Source organism: Streptomyces sp. CGMCC 4.7035, assembly GCF_031583065.1.
GTDB classification, from domain to species: domain Bacteria; phylum Actinomycetota; class Actinomycetes; order Streptomycetales; family Streptomycetaceae; genus Streptomyces; species Streptomyces yaanensis.
Genome location: NZ_CP134053.1, coordinates 1366040 through 1385932, shown reverse-complemented (window position 1 = coordinate 1385932; position 19893 = coordinate 1366040). Strand labels below are relative to the sequence as shown.

Below are 19893 nucleotides of genomic sequence, written 5' to 3'. Positions count from 1 at the left end.
CGTGCCAGAGCCGTCCCCCACTCCCAAGCGCCGTGGCCGCCTCCTCCGTTTCGGGGCGGCCTTCGTGGTCCTGCTCGCCCTCGCGGGCTATCTCGCCGTCCAGTACCTCACCGGCACGGGTGCCCCGAGATGCCGGGTCGTCTCGGGCAAGGGTGACGGAGCGTCGTACGAGTTCACGCCGGAGCAGGCGGTCAACGCGGCGACGATCTCCGCGGTCGGCACCACCCGCGGCATGCCGGAGCGCGCGGTGACCATCGCGCTCGCGACCGCGCTCCAGGAGTCGGGCCTGCGCAACATCGAGCACGGCGACCGTGACTCGCTCGGCCTGTTCCAGCAGCGCCCGTCGCAGGGCTGGGGCACCGAGAAGCAGATCATGGACCCGACGTACGCGGCGGGCGTCTTCTACGAGCACCTGGCCAAGGTGCCCCACTACACGGGGCTGCCGCTGACCGTCGCCGCGCAGCGCGTACAGCGCAGCGGCTACCCGGAGGCGTACGCGAAGCACGAGTCGGACGCCGCGCTGCTCGCCGCCGCGCTCACCGGACGGGCGGCGGCCACCCTGACCTGTGAGGGCCGCCCGGCACCGAGCGGCACCCCGGGCTCGGACGCGGTACGGGCCGCGCTCGTACGGGACTTCGGGCGCGATGTGCTGCAGACGGCCTCCGCGGAGGTGAACGCCGAGCGACCGTCACCGTCCCCCACGGCCACAGCCACGGCCACAGCCACGGCGAAGTCGGCCGGCGACGCGGTGACGGTCCCGGTGCCCCGGAAGTCCACCGCCTCGGGCACCGTCCGCGAGCGCGGCTGGGAGCTGGCGCACTGGGCCGTGGCCAACTCGTCGGCGCTGCACATCGCGCACGTCTCCTACGCCGGCCGCGAGTGGTCGCGTGGAGGTTCTGCGAACGAGTGGCGTACGACCGGTGGCACCGACGGGAAGGCGTCGGCCTCCGTGGTCCGTATCGTCCCCGGGAAGTAGCTCGGGCAGCAGTGCGACCCCTCGCCCTTCGGGGTTATGCGCGGCGCGCCTCGATGACGAGGCGCGCCGTTCTTTGTGCGGCCACGTCGATATCGACCGAAGCCCTTGCGAGCAAAGAGCTGTAAGGATTCGGCAGGCTCTCCGGCCGGGCGCCGTTTGCCCGATTTCATCCCCACCCGATAATGCGACGCATTACCAACTCTTTACGTCGGGCCACCGCAACCTTCGCGGGTTTCGAGCGGTAGTCACTGCGTCCGAGCCCGAACGATCAACTCCCGGGCACGGTCGGACACTTCACCGTTCTCTCCCGTCTAAGGAGCATCATGTCCCTCCCCCTGACCCGCCGGATCGCCCGTGCCGCGCTGCTGATCGCAGCGGGAGCGGCGCCCGTGGTCGGTGCGGCCGGCTCCGCCTGCGCGGCGACGGCCGATCTGCCGGCCACCCCGCACCTCGGTGGGCTGACCGCCCTGGACAACGCGCCGGTCGCCGGCACCGTCGACGGCGCGACGCAGAAGGTCGACGGTGCGGCCGAGAAGGTCACCGGGATCACGGGTGACGCGGGCGACAAGGCGGTCAAGGCCGGCGGCAAGGCAGTCAAGAAGGCGGTGCCGGCCGCGAGCAAGACCGTGGGAAAGGTCGGCAGGACGGCGACGCCGATCGCGAAGAAGGTGGCCGGGGACGCGGCGGGGCAGGCCGGGGGGCTGCTCGGTGACACCGCGAAGTCGGGTCCTCAGCTGCCGCTGCAGGGTGGGCTGCCGTTGGGTGGCTGAGCCTGGGGCTCGTATGACGGAGGGTTCAGGGAGCTGCTCCCTGGACCCTCCGCTCGCGTTTGCTTCAGCTGGACTTCGCCGGGACGGTGCCCGGTGTCGGCCGGCGGGCACCGTAGCGACCGCGGTCAGCCGAGGCGCTCCGCCGCCGCCGCGACGCGCTCGTCCGTCGCCGTCAGAGCCACCCGTACGAACTTCTCGCCCGCCGGGCCGTAGAAGTCGCCCGGGGCGACCAGGATGCCCAGGTCGGCGAGGTGGGCCACGGTCTCCCAGCAGGACTCTCCGCGGGTCGCCCACAGGTACAGGCTCGCCTCGCTGTGCTCGATGCGGAAGCCGTGCTTCAGGAGGGCGTCGCGCAGGACCGTGCGGCGGGCCGCGTAGCGCTCGCGCTGCTCACGCACGTGCGTGTCGTCGCCCAGCGCGGCCACCACCGCCGCCTGCGTCGGCGCCGACGTCATCATGCCGCCGTGCTTGCGGATCTCCAGGAGCGGGCCGAGGACCGCCGGGTCACCGGCCAGGAAGGCCGCGCGGTAGCCCGCCAGGTTCGAGCGCTTGGAGAGGGAGTGGACCGACACGATGCCCTCGTACGAGCCGCCGTTCACGTCCGGGTGCAGGACCGAGACGGGGTCGGCCTCCCAGCCCAGTTCGAGGTAGCACTCGTCGGAGAACAGCAGCACGCCGTGCTCACGGGCCCAGGCGACGATCCTCGTCAGCTCCTCCTTGCCCAGCACCTTGCCCGTCGGGTTCGACGGCGAGTTGAGCCAGAGGAGCTTCAGGTTCGTCGGGTCGAGCTCGGTCGGGTCGTCGTAGACCACGTGGTCCGCGCGGGCCAGGCGGGCACCGACCTCGTAGGTGGGGTAGGCCAGGCGCGGGTATGCGACCGTGTCGCCGGGGCCGAGGCCCAGCTGGGTCGGGAGCCAGGCGACGAGCTCCTTGGAGCCGACGATCGGCAGGACGTGGCGGTGGGTGACGTCACGGGCGCCCAGGCGGCGCTGCACCCAGCCCGTGATCGCATCCCGCAGCTCGGGCGTGCCCCAGACGGTCGGATAGCCCGGGGAGTCCGCCGCGGCGATCAGCGCTTTCTGGATCAGCTCGGGGACCGGGTCCACCGGCGTGCCGACGGACAGGTCGACGATCCCGCCCGGGTGAGCGGCGGCCGTCTTCTTGTACGGCTCCAGCTTGTCCCAGGGAAAGGTCGGTAGGCGGTCGGAGACTGCGGACACGGGGATCGGGCTCACTTTCTGGAACGTCGGGCGCCCCGGTACGAGCGTACGGGCGGAAAACGCCTCGGTCCCGTACGGCGCGGCAGCACCGTACGGGACCGAGGCGGCAAAGATGTGCGAGCCGCTTACTGGTTCATCGGGGGCAGCGCCGCGATGAAGGGGTGGTCGCGCTCGATCAGCCCCAGCTTGCTGGCGCCACCGGGCGAGCCGAGCTCGTCGAAGAACTCGACGTTCGCCTTGTAGTAGTCCTTCCACTCCTCGGGAGTGTCATCCTCGTAGAAGATGGCCTCAACCGGGCACACCGGCTCACAGGCTCCACAGTCGACGCATTCGTCCGGGTGGATGTACAAGGACCGCTGGCCCTCGTAGATGCAGTCGACCGGGCACTCCTCGATGCACGCCTTGTCCTTGACGTCGACACAAGGCTCTGCGATGACGTAGGTCACGCTGTCGTTCCTCCTCGATAGGGCGCTGGCGGGCCTCCTCAGGCTCCGCCGCCTGGCGCGCGGGAGCGCGGCGTCGTCGATGCCCGCACCTAGTATCTCCGTTCCTGGGCATGATCCGAACAGGAGGGGTGAACTGACCTGTGGAAATCTCTGCGGGCGGCCGACTCGAGGTCCGTATCACCACTGCTGACGTGGGCAAACGCGTCTCCGTCCGGCGGTGGAACGAACATGCCGCCGAGGGTGAGCGGTTCACCGACACGGTCGGTGTTCTCACATCATGGGACAACGGTGTGCTGGTGATCACACGACGGGACGGCGAGAGCGTCCGGATCACGGAGTCCTCCCTGGTCGCGGGCAAGGTCGTGCCGGCTGCTCCGGCGCGTCGCCGGGGTCCCGCGGCGTCGTACGAGGAACTGGTGCACATCTCCGCCCGGGCCTGGCAGCCGGTGGAACGGGAGCGGCTCGGCGAGTGGGAGCTGCGCGCCGCCTCCGGTTTCACGCGCCGGGCCAATTCGGTGCTGCCTCTCGGCGACCCCGGGCTGCCGCTGGACGAGGCCCTCGACGCCGTACGGCGCTGGTACGCCACCCGCGGCCTGCCCGCCTACATACAGCTCGCGACCGGAGCGGAGGGCACACAGGAGTTCCTGTGCGCCCAGCTGGAGGCGCGCGGCTGGACGCGGGAGGTGACCGCCGAGCTGTGGACCGGCCCCCTGGCGTCCGTCGCCGACCAGGAGGCGCCCGGGGTCGTGCTCTCCCGCACGGCCGACGAGACATGGCTCGCCCGCTACCAGCGCAAGGGGCTGGGCGAGGTGGCCCTGAAGGTACTGGGCAGCGGGCCCTCGGTGTGGTTCGCGACGGTACCGGGCGCCGAGGGTGCCCCTCCGGCGGCGATCGGGCGGTGCGTGGTCGACGGGCGGTGGGCCGGTTTCGCGGCGGTCGAGGTCGACCCGGCGCAGCGCCGCCGGGGCCTGGCCACGGCCGTGATGGCCGCGCTGGCCCGGCAGGCCCTCGACGAGGGCGCCTCGGCGGCATGGCTCCAGGTGGAGACGGACAACGCGGGGGCGCGGGTGCTGTACACGCGACTGGGGTTCGCGGCGCATCATGCGTATCACCACTACCGGGAGCCGGATGACTCCCGCGGACCGGATGCGGGCGGCCCCACGGTCGCCGGTGCCGGACCGGCGGTGTGAGAGGTTTCGAGGCATGCACGCCCCCTATCCCCCGGAGCCGGAGCGGGCCGCCGAGGTGCGGCAGCGCTTCGCCGACGAGGCACGGTCCGCGCGGCCCGACCTCGCGGCCCTGTGTCTGCTCGTGGGCGCGGCGGCGGACGGGACGCTGGACGAGGCCGGGATGGACGCCGCGCAGATCGAGCTGGACCGGCTGGCCGGACTGCTGCCGTACGCGCCGGGCGGACCGCGGGCCTGGGCCATGGCGCTGGCCGACGTCCTCGGCGGGCGCTGCGGGTTCCACGGCTCTGCCGCGGACTACGAGCGCCTGGAGTCCTCGTTGCTGCACGCGGTGCTGCGGCGGCGGCGCGGGCTGCCCATCCTGCTCTCGGTGGTCTGGATGGAGGTGGCCCGCAGGGCCGGGGCTCCGGTGTACGGCGTCGCGCTGCCGGGGCACTTCGTCGTGGGATTCGGCCCGCAGGAGGGTCAGGTACTGGCCGATCCGTTCGACGGGGGACGGTTGCTGAGCGGGTCCGACACCGAGTTGCTGGTCGCCGGGGCGACGGGCTCGTCGCTCGATCCGTCGATGCTCGCGCCCGCCGATCCGCTGGACGTCGTGTTGCGTGTGTTGAACAACATCCGTGCGTGGGCTGCCACTCGGCCGGAGCGGTCGGATGTCGCCCTGTGGGCGGTCGAGCTGTCGCTGTTGCTGCCGTCGCATCCGGCGCGGTTGCGGTACGAGCGTGCGCAGCTTCTTGTGCAGCGCGGGGATTTCTTGCGGGGGGCCGCGGAGCTGGACGCGTACGCGGAGGTTGTCTCTGCCGTTGACGAAACGGCGGCTGATCGGGTGCGGGGGCAGGCTCGGGCGGCCCGAGCCATGCTCAACTAGGCCTTCGCAGCCGTGGTCTCGCCCAAGCGCCGTAGGGGTTTCGTCGTCACGCGGGTGCGGGCGCGTCGTGGCTGGTCGCGCAGTTCCCCGCGCCCCTATCGGGGCGCAGCCCGGTTCGGGGCACCCCCCTCCTACAACCAGCCCTTCTCCCTCGCGATCCGTACCGCCTCCGCCCGATTCCGTACCGCCAGTTTCTGGATCGCCGTGGAGAGGTAGTTGCGGACCGTGCCCTGGGAGAGGTGGAGGGTGGCGGCGAGTTCCGCGTTGGTCGAGCCGTCCGCCGCCGCCCGCAGGACCTCGCGTTCGCGTTCGGTCAGCGGGTTGGCGCCGTCTGCCAGGGCGGCCGCCGCCAGCGTCGGGTCGATGACGCGTTCCCCGGCGAGCACCTTGCGTACCGCCTCGGCGAGTTGGGCCGCGGGGGCGTCCTTCACCAGGAACGCGTCGGCGCCCGCCTCCATCGCGGAGCGCAGATAGCCGGGGCGTCCGAACGTGGTGAGGACGACCACCTTGAGCGCCGGCAGCTCCCGGCTCAGCTGTGCCGCCGCCTCGATCCCGGTGGCGCCGGGCATCTCGATGTCCAGCAGCGCCACGTCCACCTCGTGGGCGCGCGCGGCAGCCAGCACCTCGTCGCCGCGGGCGACCTGGGCGACGACATCGATGTCCTCCTCCAGGCCGAGCAGGGCGGCCAGTGCCTCGCGGACCATCGACTGGTCCTCGGCGAGCAGGACCTTGATCGTGCGGCTCATGACCCGGATCCTATGTCGGCCGGGGTCTCGACGGGCACGCGGGCGACCAGCCGGAACCCGCGCTTCACGCGCCCCGCCTCCAGCGTCCCGCCCGCCTTCTCCAGCCGCTCTGTCAGGCCCGTCAGGCCGTTGCCGGGGCCCTTGCCCGAACCGCCCGAGCCGTCGTCCTCGACGGCCACCTCCAGCACCGGTCCGTCCAGGGTCTGCCGCCTCAGCAGCTCCACCGTGCAGCGCCCGGCGCCGCTGTGCCGTACGACGTTGGTGATCGCCTCGCGCAGCGCCCAGGCGAGAGCGGACTCGCTCTCCTCCGGGACGCCGGTGAGGTCCGGTTCGGCGGGTATGTTCGCGGTGACTCCGGCCGCCGTCAGCGCGACCCGGGCCCCGGCGAGTTCGGCGGCCAGGCGCGGGCGCCGGTAGCCGGTGACCGCCTCGCGCACGTCGACGAGGGCCTGACGGCTGACCTGCTCGATGTCGGCGACCTGCTGGGCCGCCTTGTCGGGGTGGCCGGGGAGCATCCGGCCCGCGAGTTCGCTCTTCAACGTGATCAGGGAGAGCGAGTGGCCGAGCAGGTCGTGCAGGTCGCGGGCGAGCCGCAGCCGTTCCTCGTTGGCGGCGAGTTGGGCGACGGTGGCGCGGGCCTGGCGCAACTCCACGGTCGTACGCACCAGTTGCCGTATGCCCGTCATGGAGTAGCCGATGAGCAGCACCAGGAGGATCAGGCTCCACGCGTCGTCCTCCCCGGCACGCAGCCCCACGAGCAGCATCACGGCGGTGGTCAACGGGATCGTCCAGTACGCGATGCGCAGCGGGAAGGTCGCGCCGCAGACGACGGAGACGTACACGAAGAGGCCGAGCCACGAGGAACCGAGGGTGAGACACAGCACGACGGCGAGCGTGCCGAGCACGGCGACGAGGACGGCGACGACCGGCTCGGAGAACGGCTTGCCCATGTTCCGGAAGACCAGCGTCATATAGAGCCCTACGAAGGCCGCGAGGCCCAGCCAGCCGGCCGTGGTGGCGGCGGTCGTATGGTGGCCGGAGGACAGGTCTTTCACCGGCGAGCTGAGGAAGACCAGCCAGGGGAGGATCCACACCAGCTTGCGCATCGCCTGGCGCATGTCGCGCGGGGCCTCCCCCATGCGCATCATCCGCTCCACGCGGACTTCCTCGTGCAGGCCGTCGTCCGTCATCGCGCTCACGCCTTCAGCGTGTCCTTCCGGTACAGCCATGCCGCGCCGCCCGCGAACAGGGCGAAGAAGACGACGAGGATGGCGATGTCCTTGGCGTGCGGGGCCTGGCTCTGTTCGATGGCCTGCCCCAGGGCAGCGTACGCGTGCGTGGGCAGCCACTTCGCGATGTTCTGGAGCCAGGTCGGGAAGACCGCCGACGGCCACCACAGGCCGCCGAGGATCGACAGGCCGAAGTAGGTGATCATGGTGATCGGGCGGACCGCGTCCCCGGTGGCGAGGTAGCCGATGGCGACGCCGAGCGCGGCGAAGACGAGGCTGCCGGCCCAGATGGCGCCGGTGAGGGCGAGCCACTGCCAGAGGTCCAGGCGGACGTGCTTGAGGGTGGCCGCGACCACGAAGACGACCACGATGGACGGCAGGCTGACCACGGCGGCGCCGGCGGTCTTGGCGAGGACGTAGCCGTGCCCGGGCAGGCTGGTCAACCGCAGTTGCCTCACCCAGCCGTTCTCGCGCTCCTTGGCGATGCGCTCGCTGTTGCCCATGAGCACGGCGGTCAGGGCACCGAAGGACGCCATGGAGACCATCATGTACGTCGGGACGGTCAGGCCGCTGCCGGTGACCTTGGTGTTCGCGCTGCCGGAGGTGCTCGAAATGAGCAGGAACAGGGCCGCCGGGTAGATCACCGAGAAGAACAGGAACTTGCGGTTGCGCAGGGCGCGGGCGAGTTCCAGTTTGATCAGGCCCCGCGCAGCAAATGTATTCAGCATGACTGCTTGGCCTCCTCGGCCTCGGTGATGGCGACGAACGCCTGCTCCAGTCCGAGCCCGGCGACTTCGAGGTTGCGGGGGTAGACGCCGAGCCCGTACAGGGCGTGGACGGTCGCGTCGGCGTCGGAGGACTGGATGCGGACGGTCTGCCCGGATACGTCTATCGAGGTGAGGAAGGGCAGGGCGCGCAGCGGAGCTTCGTCGATCGTGCCCTGAAGGTCGAAGGCGATGCGGCGGGCGCCGGCCTTCGCCTTGATCTCGGCGGCGGTGCCGTCGGCGAGGAGCCGGCCGCGGTGCAGGACGAGCACGCGGTCCGCGATCGCGTCGGCCTCTTCCAGGTAGTGCGTGGCGAACAGGACCGTACGTCCCTGGTCGGCCTGTTCGCGCATGGTGGCCCAGAAGGCCTGGCGGGCGGAGACGTCCATGCCGGTGGTCGGCTCGTCGAGCACGATCAGGTCGCTGTCGCCGGCGGTGGCGAGGGCGAAGCGGACGCGCTGGGCCTGGCCGCCGGAGAGCTTGTCGACCTTGCGGCCGGCGATCTGCGAGATGCCCGCGCGGGCGAGCACGTCGGAGACCTTGTACGGCTTGGGGTGCAGATCGCAGGCGAGCTTGACCAGCTCGCCGACCGTGACCTCGTCCATCAGGCCGCCGCTCTGCAGCATGGCGCCCACACGCCCGCCGACGATGGCCTCGCGCGGGCCGGTGCCGAACACCCGGACCGAGCCGCTGTCCGGGTGCTTGAGCCCGAGCAGCAGGTCGAGCGTGGTCGACTTGCCCGCTCCGTTGGGCCCGAGCAGGGCCACCGTCTCACCCGGGTGCAGATCGAGCGTCAGCCCGTCCACGGCCCGTACGTCCCCGTAGGTCTTCGTCACCCGGTCGAACCCGACCACCGATCCGGTGGCCGCCGCTGTCGTCGTCATGCGACCCATCGTGGCGGCGCGGGAAGTGCCTTTGTCAGTGCCGGGTGTCGTGACTCCCGCATGACAGATGTCATGTCGTGCCGGGGGGAGGACGACGGAGCCCCTGCCCGGTGTGGGCAGGGGCTCCGTTCACCCGGACGACCAGAGGTCAGCTCGGCTTGGTCGCGATGACTCCGATGCGCTCCGCCGCCGTCTTGCCGCGCAGCGCCTTGCTCAGCACCGAGGCGACGTCCTGGGGCGTGACCGCCGTCTTCTGGCCGGATCCCCGGGTGATCAGGACACCGTCGAAGGTGCTGCCGTACGCCTCCTTGAGCGCGTTGAGGTCGTACGTCTCCTGGAGCTTGCCGCCGACGGCCTTGACGCCGAGGATCTTCGGCAGTGACACGGAGCCGAACTGGATCCTGTGCGTCGCGTCGGTCTGAATGGTGACGCGCTCGGACATCGCGGGCTCGGCGAACTCCTTCATCATCCGGTCGACCTCTGCGTTCGAGATCGTCGGCTGCTTGATGGTCGTGGGCACCTTCACGGACGTGCTCGCGTTGGTCTCCACCTGGGTGCGGTACGCCTGCTCGACGGCCGCGGTCGCACCGGCGGCGTCGATGCCCTTGCCCGCCTTGCCGTACACGGCGACGGCCTTGCCGGACTCGAACTTGATCGTGCCGTCGGTCATCGAGCCGGAGCCGCCCCCGGCGCGCTCCAGCGCGGCCTGCAGCTTCTCCACGTCGACGGGCATGACGGGTTCGACGGCGCGCTGCTGCCCGAACAGGGAGCCGACCACCGACACCGGGTTGTAGTCGCTCTTCGCGGCGGCGGCGACGGTGGCCTTGCTGTCGAACTGGAGGCCCGCCTGGTCGGGCTTGAGGGAGACCGTCTTGCCGTCGACCGACAGCTGGATCGGCTTGTCCGTACGGCTGCCCAGGGCGGCGTCGAGCTTCTGGATCGCCTCGTCGCGGGTGCCGCCGCCGATGTCGACGCCGAACACGGTGGTGCCCTTGGGCACGTCGGAGTGGTTCATCAGCAGCCCGGCGCCGTAGGCGACACCGCCGAGGAAGACCACGCCGCCGACCAGGAGCACCAGCTTGCTGCGGCCCTTCTTCTTGGCCGGCTTCCCGCTGGGGGCGGACTGCGTCTTGGGCGGGTCGGGCAGCTTCGGGGCCGTGTGCGCCACCGCTCCGTCGGAGGGGGAGTCCGAGAACGACCCGATCTGGGCGCCCGGCGGGACGACGGGGATGCCGCTGGTGACGGTGTGCCCGGAGACGTTGTCGCGGGGGCCGCCGTAGCCCTGCGGACCCGCTCCGGGGGCGGGCTTCTGGGGGGTGAGGACCGCGGTGTCGTCGCTGATCCCGCCTCCGGGACGGCCCTGGCCCGGGGCGGCTCCGGGCACACCGGGAGCCGCGGGCGCACCGGGTCCGAGCGGACCACCCGGGCCGCCCTGCGTGCCGGGGAAGCCGGGTGCCAGCAGGCCGGGGCCGCCGGCGCTCGGGCCGGGGCCACCCACCGAGGGACCGGAGGCGTTCCGACCGGGGACGCCGACGCCCGGGCCGGAGGCGTTCCGACCGGGGCCACCCGCCGAGGGGCCGGAGGCGTTACGGCTCGGGAGGCCCGCCGAGGGACCCGCGGGCGGGATGACGGGGCCGTCGCCCGTGACCGGGCCGCCGGTCGGACCGGAAGGGCCGGCAGGGCCGCGCCGGCCCGCGTCGGAGAAGTACGGCAGGCCGTCGCGGCTGGGCTCGCCCGCGTCGTCGGTGCCGATGACCGGGAACTGGGCGGTGGTGGCGGCCACCGCGTCGGACACGTCGAAGGAGCCGGTGCCGCCGCCGTGGCCCGGCGCGACGGGGCCGGCGCCGGTGGCACCCGGGAGGCCCTTGCCGTTGGTGCCGCCCGGGCGTGCGCCGAGCGGGGCCGATCCGCCCGTGCCCGGAGCGGGCCGTGCGCCCGAGCCGCCGGGCGCACCGGAAGCTCCGGGGCGTGCGCCACCCGGGGTGTTCGCACCCGGGCCACCCGGGCGGGCAGCGCCCGCGCCGGAGCCGCCCGGCGCTGCTGGGGCGCCGCCCGTGCCCTGTATGCCCGAAGCCCCGGGCAGACCGGCTCCGTTGGCCGACCCGCCGCCCTGCGGGCCCTTGGCGGGCGCGGACTTGCGGGGCGCGAACCAGTCGCTGGTCTTCTCCTCGGCCTGCGCCTGCGCGGCGGGCTCTGCGGGACCGTCGAGGGTGCCGGGGCCGCTCATGGAGCTCGGCGCCTTCGTGTCGGCGCCCGCTTCCTCGGCGCTGTCGGCCTCCGCGACGGGGGTGCGTACGACGACCGGCGGAATGGGCCGCGATCCGGGGATGTTGATCCGGATCCGGGTCGTCAGTGTGGTCTCGGTCTTGCGTTCCTCCGGTTGCGTGGCCGAACGGCTCGCGTCGACACCGTCCACGGAAGCCATGGGGGTCCCGTACGGCGGCGTCCCCGACGGGTACGCGGCTCCACCACGCCCGTTGGGGCCGGCGGACGAACTGTCAGTTTCACGACTCAAGGCAGGTTCTCCCGGTTGGCTCCGCCGCCCGTCTCGACCTCAACAGGTGGGGGTCCCCCTGCTCGAGCGGAGCCGAGGGCTAGGGGGAGGCTCGGGGGGCGCCGCACCACCATACTGGCCGCCCGCGACCCGCTGAGCGCGCCCGCCGGGGAAACCCGCACGGGATCCCCACCTACGCGCCAGTATTCCGGGGGGGCATCCCGTGCCCGCGGGGGAGAAGTCGGTACGTCACTCACCAAGTCGGGCGCCTCAGCCACCCTGTTGCGGCCCCCGGGCAAGGGTGGCACAGATCACAGCCACAGCCATGCCGCCGAGCAGGAAGAGGTACGATCCGGCACCCGCGCCGAACAGGAAGTCCCCCTCCGGCCGGCTGGCGGTGAGCAGGACGACCGCGACCACCCAACCGGCGGCGGGCGCGATGGCTCCCGCGCGGGTGCCCACGGCCCGTGCCCCTCCGACGAAGAGCCCGGCCGCGCCCGCGAGCGCGAGCAGCAATCCGCCCGGGAACCAGCCGGATTGCACGAGACCGCCCGCCACGCCGACCGCCGCGCCGAGCACGACGAGGCCCAGGTAGGCCGCCATCCGCCCGCCCGAGGGCGGCCTCAACGGCTGCGCCAGCGCACTCGACTGCTTGCCCGTGGACATCATGGGGCCACTCCTTGGAACAGATCCGTCTCGCGGGGGTCGGCGCTCACCCGGCCCCCGGCCGAGGGGATTCCCGTCTCGCCGCTCCCCCGGCCTCCGGCCGAGGGGACCCCCGTCTCGCTCCGCTCGCCGCGCACCAACTCGTAGTACTCGGTGGTGAGCAGCGGCTGCGCCAGTGCGTTGGAGAGCGCGAACCACGGCTCGGCGACCTCGATCTGCGTCACGTGTGCCCGCATCGCCGAGGCCTTCGCGACGGCGAACGCCGCGCCGTCGATCTCCGTGGTGATCACCGGGTCGTCGACCACTCCGGGGACGTCGTCGACGGATCCGGCCTTGGCGAAGGGCGTCTTGTCCAGCACCTCGCGCAGGCGCCCGAACGCGGACTCCGCGACGGGGCGCGGCACCCGGTTCCAGTAGATCTTGGCGATCTCCCAGGGCGCGCCGAGGTCCGGGCGGAAACCGGGGTCGGCGGCCAGCTCGGCGGCGCGCATGGCGACGCGGTGGGCCTGGATGTGGTCCGGGTGGCCGTAGCCGCCGTTCGGGTCATAGGTGATGAGGACCTGTGGCCGTACCTCGCGGACGACCGCCACCAGGTGGCCGGCCGCCTCGTCGAGGTCGGCGGACCAGAAGGCGCCCGGCCGGTGGTTCTGCGGGGCGCCCATCATCCCGGAGTCGCGGTAGCGGCCGGGACCGCCCAGGAAGCGGTGGTCGCTGACGCCGAGTTCCGCCATGGCGGCGGCCAGCTCGCCGACGCGGTGCGGGCCCAGCGCGTCGTCGCGGTCGGGCGCGAGGTGCGCGAGCGCGGGCGGGATGACCTCGCCCTCCTCGCCGAGGGTGCAGGTCACCAGCGTCACACGGGCGCCCTCGGCCGCGTACTTGGCCATGGTCGCGCCGTTGTTGATCGACTCGTCGTCCGGGTGCGCGTGCACCAGCAGCAGACGCCGGTCGGGTAGATCCTTCATGGGACCCACCCTACGAGGCGACCGGCGCCGCAGACCCTACGAGGTGCAGGTCAGAACTTGATGCTTCCGATCATCCCCGCGATGTTCGTCGTGAGGTCGCTGATCGTGGGAGCGACCGTCGACGAGGCGAGGTAGAACCCGAGCAGCATGCACACGACCGCGTGCCCGGCCTTCAGCCCTGACTTCTTGATCAACAGGAAGACGATGATCGCCAGCAGCACCACCGCCGAAATCGAGAGTGCCACGGCGGCTCACCTCCAAAGATCCACAGGGACGCGGGGGGTCGGACTATGGGGGCAACGTCCGGACGGAAACATCCACACAGATAAATCCACCCGGATGCCAGCGGGTTCATACCCACTATGCGCTAGTGATCATAACTTTCCGTACGTGCGCATCGATCGGCGCACTGCCGCACAAGGGGGCGCATGGCCAATATGGTCGGGGCATGATGACCGAGCCTGCTTCCTTCCCCCGACGGCACGCGCGGACCCAGCGGTTCACGCTGGGCGCGCCGCGCGCGTTCAGCGTCGCGCCCGACGGTTCCCGTGTCGCGTTCCTGCGCTCCGCGTCCGGGACGGACCGCGCGCACCAGTTGTGGGTCCTCGATGTGGCGGACGGCACGGAGCGCCCGGCGGCCGATCCGGGGGCGCTGCTCGGGGGCGCCGTCGAGCAGTTGCCGCCCGAGGAGCGCGCCCGCCGCGAGCGCAGCCGCGAGGGCGGCGCCGGCATCGTCGGCTACGCCACCGACACCGCCGTGGAGTTGGCGGCCTTCGCCTTGTCAGGGCGGCTTTTCACGGCGGAGCTGCGCGCAGGCACGGCACGCGAACTGCCCGTCCCGGGCCCGGTGATCGACCCACGTCCGGCCCCCGACGGACGGCACATCGCGTACGTCACCCGCGGCGCCCTGCGCGTGGTGGGTGCCGAGGGCGAGGGCGACCGGGCGCTGGCCGAGGGGGAGTCGGAATCGGTCTCCTATGGATTGGCCGAGTTCATCGCGGCCGAGGAGATGGGGCGTTCGCGGGGCTTTTGGTGGTCGCCGGAGTCCGACCGGCTGCTGGTGGCGCGCGTGGACGACGCACCGGTGCGCCGGTGGTGGATCTCCGATCCGGCGCACCCGGATCGGGAGCCGCAACCGGTCGCGTATCCGGCCGCGGGCACCGACAACGCGGACGTACGCCTGTTCGTCCTGAGTCTCGACGGAACCCGGACAGAGGTTGCCTGGGACCGGTCCCGCTATCCGTATCTGGCGCGTGTGCACTGGTCAGCGGCGGGTGCGCCGCTGATTCTGGTGCAGGCGCGCGACCAGCGCAGCCAACTGTTCCTGGCCGTGGACCCGGACAACGGGGCGACCCGCATGGTGCACGCGGATGAAGATCCACATTGGCTTGAACTTTTCGCCGGTGTGCCGTGCTGGAGCCCCTCCGGACAGCTGGTGCGGATCGCCGACGAGGGTGGCGCGCGGGTGCTCACGGTCGGTGAACGACCGTTGACAGGACCGCAGTTGCACGTGCGGGCGGTGCTCGACGTGTCCGACGACGATGTGCTGGTCGCGGCGTCGGCCGGCGAGGCCGCCGCCGATCCGGAGGTCGGCGAGGTCCATGTCTACCGCGTCAACGAGCTCGGCATGGAGCGCGTCTCGCAGGAGCCCGGCGTGCACTCGGCGGTGCGTGCCGGGGGCGTGACCGTACTCGTCTCCTCCGCGCTCGCCCGCCCGGGCGCTCAGGCCCAGGTGCTGCACGAGGGAAAGCGCGCGGCGACTGTGGCGTCGCATGCGGAACATCCCGGTTTGTCCCCGCGCGTGACGCTCACACAGGGGGGCGCACGCCGAATCCCGTGCGCCGTGCTTATGCCTACGGACTACGACGGTGACACCTCCCTCCCCGTCCTCATGGATCCCTACGGCGGCCCGCACGGCCAGCGCGTGGTGGCCGCGCACAACCCGCACCTGACCTCGCAGTGGTTCGCGGACCAGGGCTTCGCGGTGATCGTCGCGGACGGGCGGGGCACCCCGGGTCGCTCCCCCGCCTGGGAGAAGTCGGTCAAGGACGACCTCGCGGCGGTCGTGCTCCAGGACCAGGTCGACGCGCTGCACGCCCTGGCCGGCGACTTCCCCCTCGACCTGAACCGGGTCGCGATCCGCGGCTGGTCCTTCGGAGGCTATCTGGCGGCGCTCGCGACACTGCGCCGCCCGGACGTCTTCCACGCGGCCGTGGTCGGCGCACCGGTGACGGATCTGCGGCTGTACGACACCCACTACCAGGAGCGTTACCTGGGGCACCCGGGCCGGCAGCCCGATGTTTACCGCCGCAACTCCCTGATCGACGACGCGGGCCTGGTGGACGCCGCCGACCCCGCCCGCCCGATGATGATCATCCACGGTCTGGCGGACGACAACGTGGTGGTGGCCCACTCCCTGCGCCTGTCCTCGGCCCTACTGGCCGCGGGCCGCCCGCACGAGGTGCTGCCGCTGTCCGGGGTCACGCACATGACCCCCCAGGAAGCGGTCGCCGAGAACCTGCTGCTGCTCCAGCTGGACTTCCTGCGCCGCGCTCTGAAACTGGGCTGAGCCCACGGCAACGGGCCGGGGCGACATGGCGCGCCCCGGCCCGTTTACGGCACCCGCACGGCCGTACGCTGTTCACTCTCCTGCGTCCGTATATCGGAACCGCGTCGGCCGAGTTGCCTGCGTGTTAACGAGCTTCGTGTGCGTTTGTGTGCTTATGCAGACTCATCGGGCCGCACCTCCTCTGCGGGCGGCGGCTCTTCGGGCCGTTCCTGCGCGGGCACCATGGGCTTGTCCTCCGCGAAGAGGCACGCCGAGTCGTGGGCGGCCGGCCCCGCGGCCGGACGGAACTCCTCGGGCACCGCGAGCGGCGGCACCTCCAGAGCGCACCGCTCCCGCGCCTTCCAGCAGCGCGTACGGAAACGGCAGCCGGAGGGGATGTCCATCGGGGACGGCACGTCACCGCTCAGGATGATCCGCTCCCGGCGCCGGCGCGCCCCCGGGTCGGGCACCGGCACGGCGGACAACAGGGCCTGGGTATAAGGGTGCGTCGGATGGTCGTAGATCTCCGCGTCCCTGCCGATCTCCATGATCCGCCCCAGGTACATCACCCCGACCCGGTCGGAGATGTGCCGCACGATCGACAGGTCGTGCGCGATGAACACGTACGCCAGGCCGAACTCGCTCTGGAGTTTCTCCAGCAGGTTGACCACCTGGGCCTGCACGGACACGTCGAGGGCGGACACCGGTTCGTCGGCGACGATGATCTCCGGGCGCAGCGCCAGACCCCGTGCGATTCCGATGCGTTGGCGCTGGCCGCCGGAGAACTGGTGCGGATAGCGGTTGATGAACTCGGGGTTGAGCCCGACCACGTCGAGCAGCTCCCGCACCCGTCGGCGCCGGTCGCCCTTGGGTGCCACCTCGGGATGGATCTCGTACGGCTCCCCGATGATGTCGCCCACGGTCATGCGGGGGTTGAGGGAGGTGTACGGGTCCTGGAACACCATCTGGATGTTGCGCCGCACGGACTTCAGGGCGCGTCCGGAGAGCCTGGTGATGTCCTCGCCCTTGTACCGGATCGAACCGGCCGTCGGCTTCTCCAGATTGACCAGCATCCTCGCGACCGTCGACTTGCCGCAGCCGGACTCGCCGACGATGCCGAGGGTTTCGCCCCGACCGAGGGTGAAGTCGACGCCGTCGACCGCCCTGACCGCGCCGATCTGCTTCTTGAAGAGGATCCCCCGGGTGAGCGGGTAGTGCTTGACCAGCCCGCTGACCTCAAGAATCGGCTCAGCCATGCAGGCACTCCCTCCAGAAGTGGCAGGCGCTCACCCGGTCGTCGGAGACCTCGTAGAGCGGGGGCACATCGGTCCGGCACACGTCCTGGGCCATGGGGCAGCGCGGGTGGAAGGCACAGCCCGGCGGGATGTTCATGAGATTCGGCGGCAGGCCCTTGATGGCATAGAGCTCCTTGCCCTTCCGGTCGAGCCGCGGGATGGAGTCGAGCAGGCCCCGCGTATAGGGGTGTGCGGGCGCCTTGTAGATGTCGTGCACGGGGGCGGACTCGACGATCCGGCCCGCGTACATGACGGCGATCCGGTCGGCGACGTCCGCGACGACGCCGAGGTCATGGGTGATGAGGACGAGGCCCATGCGGTACTCGCGCTGCAATTCCGCGAGCAGGTCCATGACCTGGGCCTGGACGGTGACGTCGAGGGCGGTGGTGGGCTCGTCGGCGATGATCAGCGCGGGCTCCAGCGCCAGCGCCATGGCGATCATGATGCGCTGGCGCATACCGCCGGAGAACTGGTGCGGATAGTCGCGCACGCGCTGCGCGGCGGCCGGGATCCGCACCCGGTCCATGAGGTCGACGGCCTTGGCGCGCGCGTCCTTCTTCGACATGCCCCGGTGCACGACGAACATCTCGCCGAGCTGGTCGCCGACGGAGAGCACGGGGTTCAACGAGGACAGCGCGTCCTGGAAGATCATCGCCATCTGCGCGCCGCGGATCCTGCGCCGCTCCTCTTCTTTCAGCCGGAGCAGGTCCTGCCCTTGGAAGAGGATCTCGCCGCCGGTGATCCGGCCGGGAGGCATGTCGAGGATCCCCATGACGGCCTGCGCGGTGACGGACTTACCGGAGCCGGACTCGCCGAGCACGGCGAGCGTCTCGCCCGCGTCCACGCCGTAGCTGACGCCGCCCACGGCCTTGGCGATCCCGTCCCGGGTCCGGAACTCCACGTGCAGGTCGCGCACTTCCAGCAGCACGGCCGTCACCTCAGCTTCGGGTCGAGGGCGTCGCGCACCGCGTCGCCGAGCATGATGAACGCGAGCACGGTGATCGCGAGGGCGCCGGAGGGCCACAGCAACGCGTGGGGGGCGTTGCGGATGTAAGGAGAGGCGGCGGAGATGTCGATCCCCCAGGACACGCTCGGCGGCTTCAGCCCGACGCCGAGATACGACAGGGTCGCCTCCAGCGCGATGTACGTGCCGAGCGCGATGGTCGCCACGACGATCACCGGTGCGACCGCGTTGGGTGCGATGTGCCGCAGCAGGATGCGGGTGTTCGAGGCGCCGAGTGCGCGCGCCGCCTGCACATAGTCGTTCTGTTTGGCGGTGATGACCGAGCCGCGGGCGATGCGGGAGATCTGCGGCCAGCCGAGCAGCACCATGAACCCGACGACCGGCCAGACCGTGTTGCTGGTCACCACCGAGAGCAGGACCAGACCGCCGAGGACGACCGGGATGGCGAAGAAGATGTCGGTCGTCCGGGACAGGATCGAGTCCCACCCCCGGCCGAAGAACCCGGCGAGCCCGCCCAGGATCGAGCCGAGCACCGCGACACCGAGCGTGGCGCAGACGCCGACCGTGACCGATGTACGGGCGCCGTAGACGGTGCGGGTGTAGACGTCGCAGCCCTGGCCGTCGTATCCGAACGGATGCCCGGGCTGGGGACCCTCCTGGGCCTTGGCGAGGTCGCACTTGAGGGGATTGCCGGTAGCGATCAGGGACGGCCAGATCGAGATGACGACAAGGAAGACGATCACCAGTCCGGAGACGACGAAGACGGGGTTGCGGCACAGGTCGTGCCAGGCGTCGGACCAGAGGCTGCGCGGCTTGCGCTCCGGGCCCGTGCCCTCCGGTCCACCGGGAGTCTTCTCCAGCGTGGTCGCCTCGCTCGCCGCGAGGTCCATCGCGCCGCCCATGCCGGTCCCGGCGACCGCGCCCTCGCGCTGGTACGGCTGCTCAGGCATAGCGGATCCTCGGGTCGAGTACGGCGTACAGAAGGTCGACGAGCAGGTTGGCGACCAGGAAGACGAGGACGAGCACGGTCACGAAGCCGACCACGGTCTGGGTGTTCTGCCGCAGGATCCCCTGGTAGAGCTGGAAGCCGACGCCGTGGATGTTGAAGATCCGCTCGGTGACGATCGCGCCGCCCATGAGGGCGCCGATGTCGGTGCCGATGAAGGTGACGACGGGGATGAGCGAGTTGCGCAGCAGATGCCGGGTGATCACCCGACGGCGCGGCAGCCCCTTGGCGACGGCCGTGCGGACGTAGTCGGACCGTTTGTTCTCGGCGATGGAGGTCCGGGTCAGCCGGGTGACGTAGGCGAGGGAGACGGACGCGAGGACGAGCCCGGGGACGATCAGCTCGTCGAAGGGTGCCTCCGGGGACACCGACGGCCGCACCCAGCCCCACTCGACGCCGAGCAGCAGCTGGAGCAGCAGACCGGTGACGAAGGTCGGCACCGAGATCACGACGAGGGTGAGCAGCAGGACCGAGGTGTCGACGGGCCGCCCGCGGCGCAGACCGGTGACCACGCCGAGCACGATCCCGATGACGATCTCGAAGAGGATCGCGACGATCGTGAGCCGGATGGTGACCGGGAAGGCCGTCGCCATCAGCTCGGTGACCTTCTGTCCGTTGAACGCGGTGCCGAAGTCGCCGGTGAAGACGTTGCCCATGTATGTCAGGTACTGCTGCCACACGGGCTTATCGAGGCCGAACTCCCGGCGCAGCTGGGCCGCCGTGGCGGTGTCGCACTGCCGCTCGCCGCACAGGCCCGCGATGGGGTCGCCCATCACGTTCACCATCAGGAAGATGAGCAGGGTGGCGCCGAGGAAGACCGGGATCATCTGCAGCAGACGCCGGATGACGTACCGTCCCATGGGGGCTC

Annotated in this window: 19 protein-coding genes; 5 read left to right on the top strand and 14 right to left on the bottom strand. The window is 71.4% G+C overall.

Annotated features, from left to right (window positions below; translation table 11 throughout):
* Position 1 precedes the first annotated feature (1 nt).
* Both Q2K21_RS05650 and Q2K21_RS05645 read left to right on the top strand, forming a co-directional pair.
* The gene (locus Q2K21_RS05650) at positions 2-976 is read left to right on the top strand and encodes a heavy metal transporter (protein ID WP_310766062.1); all 975 of its coding nucleotides are present in this window, start codon (positions 2-4) and stop codon (positions 974-976) included.
* Between the two features lie 323 nt (positions 977-1299).
* Positions 1300-1746, top strand: coding sequence for an ATP-binding protein (locus Q2K21_RS05645; RefSeq protein WP_310766060.1), 447 nt, complete (start codon positions 1300-1302; stop codon positions 1744-1746).
* 125 nt (positions 1747-1871) lie between these two features.
* Here the strand turns inward: Q2K21_RS05645 and Q2K21_RS05640 are convergent, their stop codons facing one another.
* Positions 1872-2966, bottom strand: coding sequence for a bifunctional succinyldiaminopimelate transaminase/glutamate-prephenate aminotransferase (locus Q2K21_RS05640; RefSeq protein WP_310766058.1), 1095 nt, complete (start codon positions 2964-2966; stop codon positions 1872-1874).
* Positions 2967-3091: 125 nt separating this feature from the next.
* Positions 3092-3412, bottom strand: coding sequence for a ferredoxin (gene fdxA, locus Q2K21_RS05635; protein WP_043443616.1), 321 nt, complete (start codon positions 3410-3412; stop codon positions 3092-3094).
* A 140-nt stretch (positions 3413-3552) separates the two neighbouring features.
* Here fdxA and Q2K21_RS05630 point away from each other — a divergent pair, with 140 nt between their 5' ends.
* Both Q2K21_RS05630 and Q2K21_RS05625 read left to right on the top strand, forming a co-directional pair.
* Complete coding sequence (locus Q2K21_RS05630) at positions 3553-4602, top strand: GNAT family N-acetyltransferase (protein ID WP_310766053.1); 1050 nt, start codon at positions 3553-3555, stop codon at positions 4600-4602.
* 13 nt (positions 4603-4615) lie between these two features.
* Entirely contained in the window at positions 4616-5467 is an 852-nt protein-coding gene (locus Q2K21_RS05625; RefSeq protein WP_310766050.1) for a transglutaminase-like domain-containing protein, read from the top strand.
* Between the two features lie 131 nt (positions 5468-5598).
* Here Q2K21_RS05625 and Q2K21_RS05620 read toward each other — a convergent pair whose 3' ends face one another.
* From Q2K21_RS05620 to Q2K21_RS05585, 8 genes are all read right to left on the bottom strand, one after another.
* A complete protein-coding gene (locus Q2K21_RS05620) occupies positions 5599-6213 on the bottom strand; it encodes a response regulator transcription factor (protein ID WP_310766048.1) in 615 nt (204 codons plus the stop codon).
* A complete protein-coding gene (locus Q2K21_RS05615; protein WP_310780648.1) occupies positions 6210-7403 on the bottom strand; it encodes a sensor histidine kinase in 1194 nt (397 codons plus the stop codon). The genes Q2K21_RS05620 and Q2K21_RS05615 overlap by 4 nt, the downstream gene beginning before the upstream one ends.
* Positions 7404-7408: 5 nt before the next feature.
* A complete protein-coding gene (locus Q2K21_RS05610; protein ID WP_310766046.1) occupies positions 7409-8170 on the bottom strand; it encodes an ABC transporter permease in 762 nt (253 codons plus the stop codon).
* Positions 8164-9090 carry an ABC transporter ATP-binding protein gene (locus Q2K21_RS05605; RefSeq protein WP_310766044.1) on the bottom strand — a complete coding sequence of 309 codons (927 nt, stop codon included), beginning with the start codon at positions 9088-9090 and terminating at the stop codon, positions 8164-8166. Before Q2K21_RS05605 ends, Q2K21_RS05610 begins: the two co-directional genes overlap by 7 nt.
* A gap of 148 nt (positions 9091-9238) precedes the next feature.
* On the bottom strand, positions 9239-11605 hold the full coding sequence (locus Q2K21_RS05600; RefSeq protein ID WP_310766042.1) for a hypothetical protein: 2367 nt from the start codon (positions 11603-11605) through the stop codon (positions 9239-9241).
* A gap of 249 nt (positions 11606-11854) precedes the next feature.
* Positions 11855-12250 (bottom strand): DUF6113 family protein, encoded by a 396-nt coding sequence (locus tag Q2K21_RS05595; RefSeq protein WP_310780646.1) that lies wholly within the window; start codon positions 12248-12250, stop codon positions 11855-11857.
* Complete coding sequence (mshB, locus tag Q2K21_RS05590) at positions 12250-13212, bottom strand: N-acetyl-1-D-myo-inositol-2-amino-2-deoxy-alpha-D-glucopyranoside deacetylase (protein ID WP_310766040.1); 963 nt, start codon at positions 13210-13212, stop codon at positions 12250-12252. Before mshB ends, Q2K21_RS05595 begins: the two co-directional genes overlap by 1 nt.
* Before the next feature lie 50 nt (positions 13213-13262).
* On the bottom strand, positions 13263-13457 hold the full coding sequence (locus Q2K21_RS05585; protein WP_310766038.1) for a hypothetical protein: 195 nt from the start codon (positions 13455-13457) through the stop codon (positions 13263-13265).
* A gap of 203 nt (positions 13458-13660) precedes the next feature.
* Between Q2K21_RS05585 and Q2K21_RS05580 the strand changes: the two genes are divergently transcribed.
* Positions 13661-15781: a prolyl oligopeptidase family serine peptidase gene (locus Q2K21_RS05580; protein ID WP_310766035.1), complete on the top strand. Its 2121-nt coding sequence runs from the start codon at positions 13661-13663 to the stop codon at positions 15779-15781.
* A gap of 152 nt (positions 15782-15933) precedes the next feature.
* On the opposite strand, the gene Q2K21_RS05575 is transcribed toward Q2K21_RS05580, so the two are convergent.
* From Q2K21_RS05575 to Q2K21_RS05560, 4 genes are read right to left on the bottom strand one after another with little or no spacing between them, the layout of a single operon-like run.
* Entirely contained in the window at positions 15934-17016 is a 1083-nt protein-coding gene (locus Q2K21_RS05575) for an ABC transporter ATP-binding protein (protein ID WP_310766032.1), read from the bottom strand.
* Entirely contained in the window at positions 17009-17983 is a 975-nt protein-coding gene (locus Q2K21_RS05570; RefSeq protein WP_310766030.1) for an ABC transporter ATP-binding protein, read from the bottom strand. The genes Q2K21_RS05575 and Q2K21_RS05570 overlap by 8 nt, the downstream gene beginning before the upstream one ends.
* 5 nt (positions 17984-17988) lie before the next feature.
* Positions 17989-18969, bottom strand: coding sequence for an ABC transporter permease (locus Q2K21_RS05565; protein WP_310766028.1), 981 nt, complete (start codon positions 18967-18969; stop codon positions 17989-17991).
* Positions 18962-19885: an ABC transporter permease gene (locus Q2K21_RS05560; protein ID WP_310766026.1), complete on the bottom strand. Its 924-nt coding sequence runs from the start codon at positions 19883-19885 to the stop codon at positions 18962-18964. Before Q2K21_RS05560 ends, Q2K21_RS05565 begins: the two co-directional genes overlap by 8 nt.
* Positions 19886-19893 lie beyond the last annotated feature (8 nt).

Coding starts and splice junctions, on each gene's coding strand:
- Q2K21_RS05645 (WP_310766060.1), top strand. CDS start 1,300: ATGTCCCTCCCCCTGACCCGCCGGATCGCCCGTGCCGCGCTGCTGATC.
- Q2K21_RS05625 (WP_310766050.1), top strand. CDS start 4,616: ATGCACGCCCCCTATCCCCCGGAGCCGGAGCGGGCCGCCGAGGTGCGG.
- Q2K21_RS05620 (WP_310766048.1), bottom strand. CDS start 6,213: ATGAGCCGCACGATCAAGGTCCTGCTCGCCGAGGACCAGTCGATGGTC.
- Q2K21_RS05615 (WP_310780648.1), bottom strand. CDS start 7,403: ATGACGGACGACGGCCTGCACGAGGAAGTCCGCGTGGAGCGGATGATG.
- Q2K21_RS05610 (WP_310766046.1), bottom strand. CDS start 8,170: ATGCTGAATACATTTGCTGCGCGGGGCCTGATCAAACTGGAACTCGCC.
- Q2K21_RS05605 (WP_310766044.1), bottom strand. CDS start 9,090: ATGACGACGACAGCGGCGGCCACCGGATCGGTGGTCGGGTTCGACCGG.
- Q2K21_RS05595 (WP_310780646.1), bottom strand. CDS start 12,250: ATGTCCACGGGCAAGCAGTCGAGTGCGCTGGCGCAGCCGTTGAGGCCG.
- mshB (WP_310766040.1), bottom strand. CDS start 13,212: ATGAAGGATCTACCCGACCGGCGTCTGCTGCTGGTGCACGCGCACCCG.
- Q2K21_RS05580 (WP_310766035.1), top strand. CDS start 13,661: ATGATGACCGAGCCTGCTTCCTTCCCCCGACGGCACGCGCGGACCCAG.
- Q2K21_RS05575 (WP_310766032.1), bottom strand. CDS start 17,016: ATGGCTGAGCCGATTCTTGAGGTCAGCGGGCTGGTCAAGCACTACCCG.
- Q2K21_RS05565 (WP_310766028.1), bottom strand. CDS start 18,969: ATGCCTGAGCAGCCGTACCAGCGCGAGGGCGCGGTCGCCGGGACCGGC.
- Q2K21_RS05560 (WP_310766026.1), bottom strand. CDS start 19,885: ATGGGACGGTACGTCATCCGGCGTCTGCTGCAGATGATCCCGGTCTTC.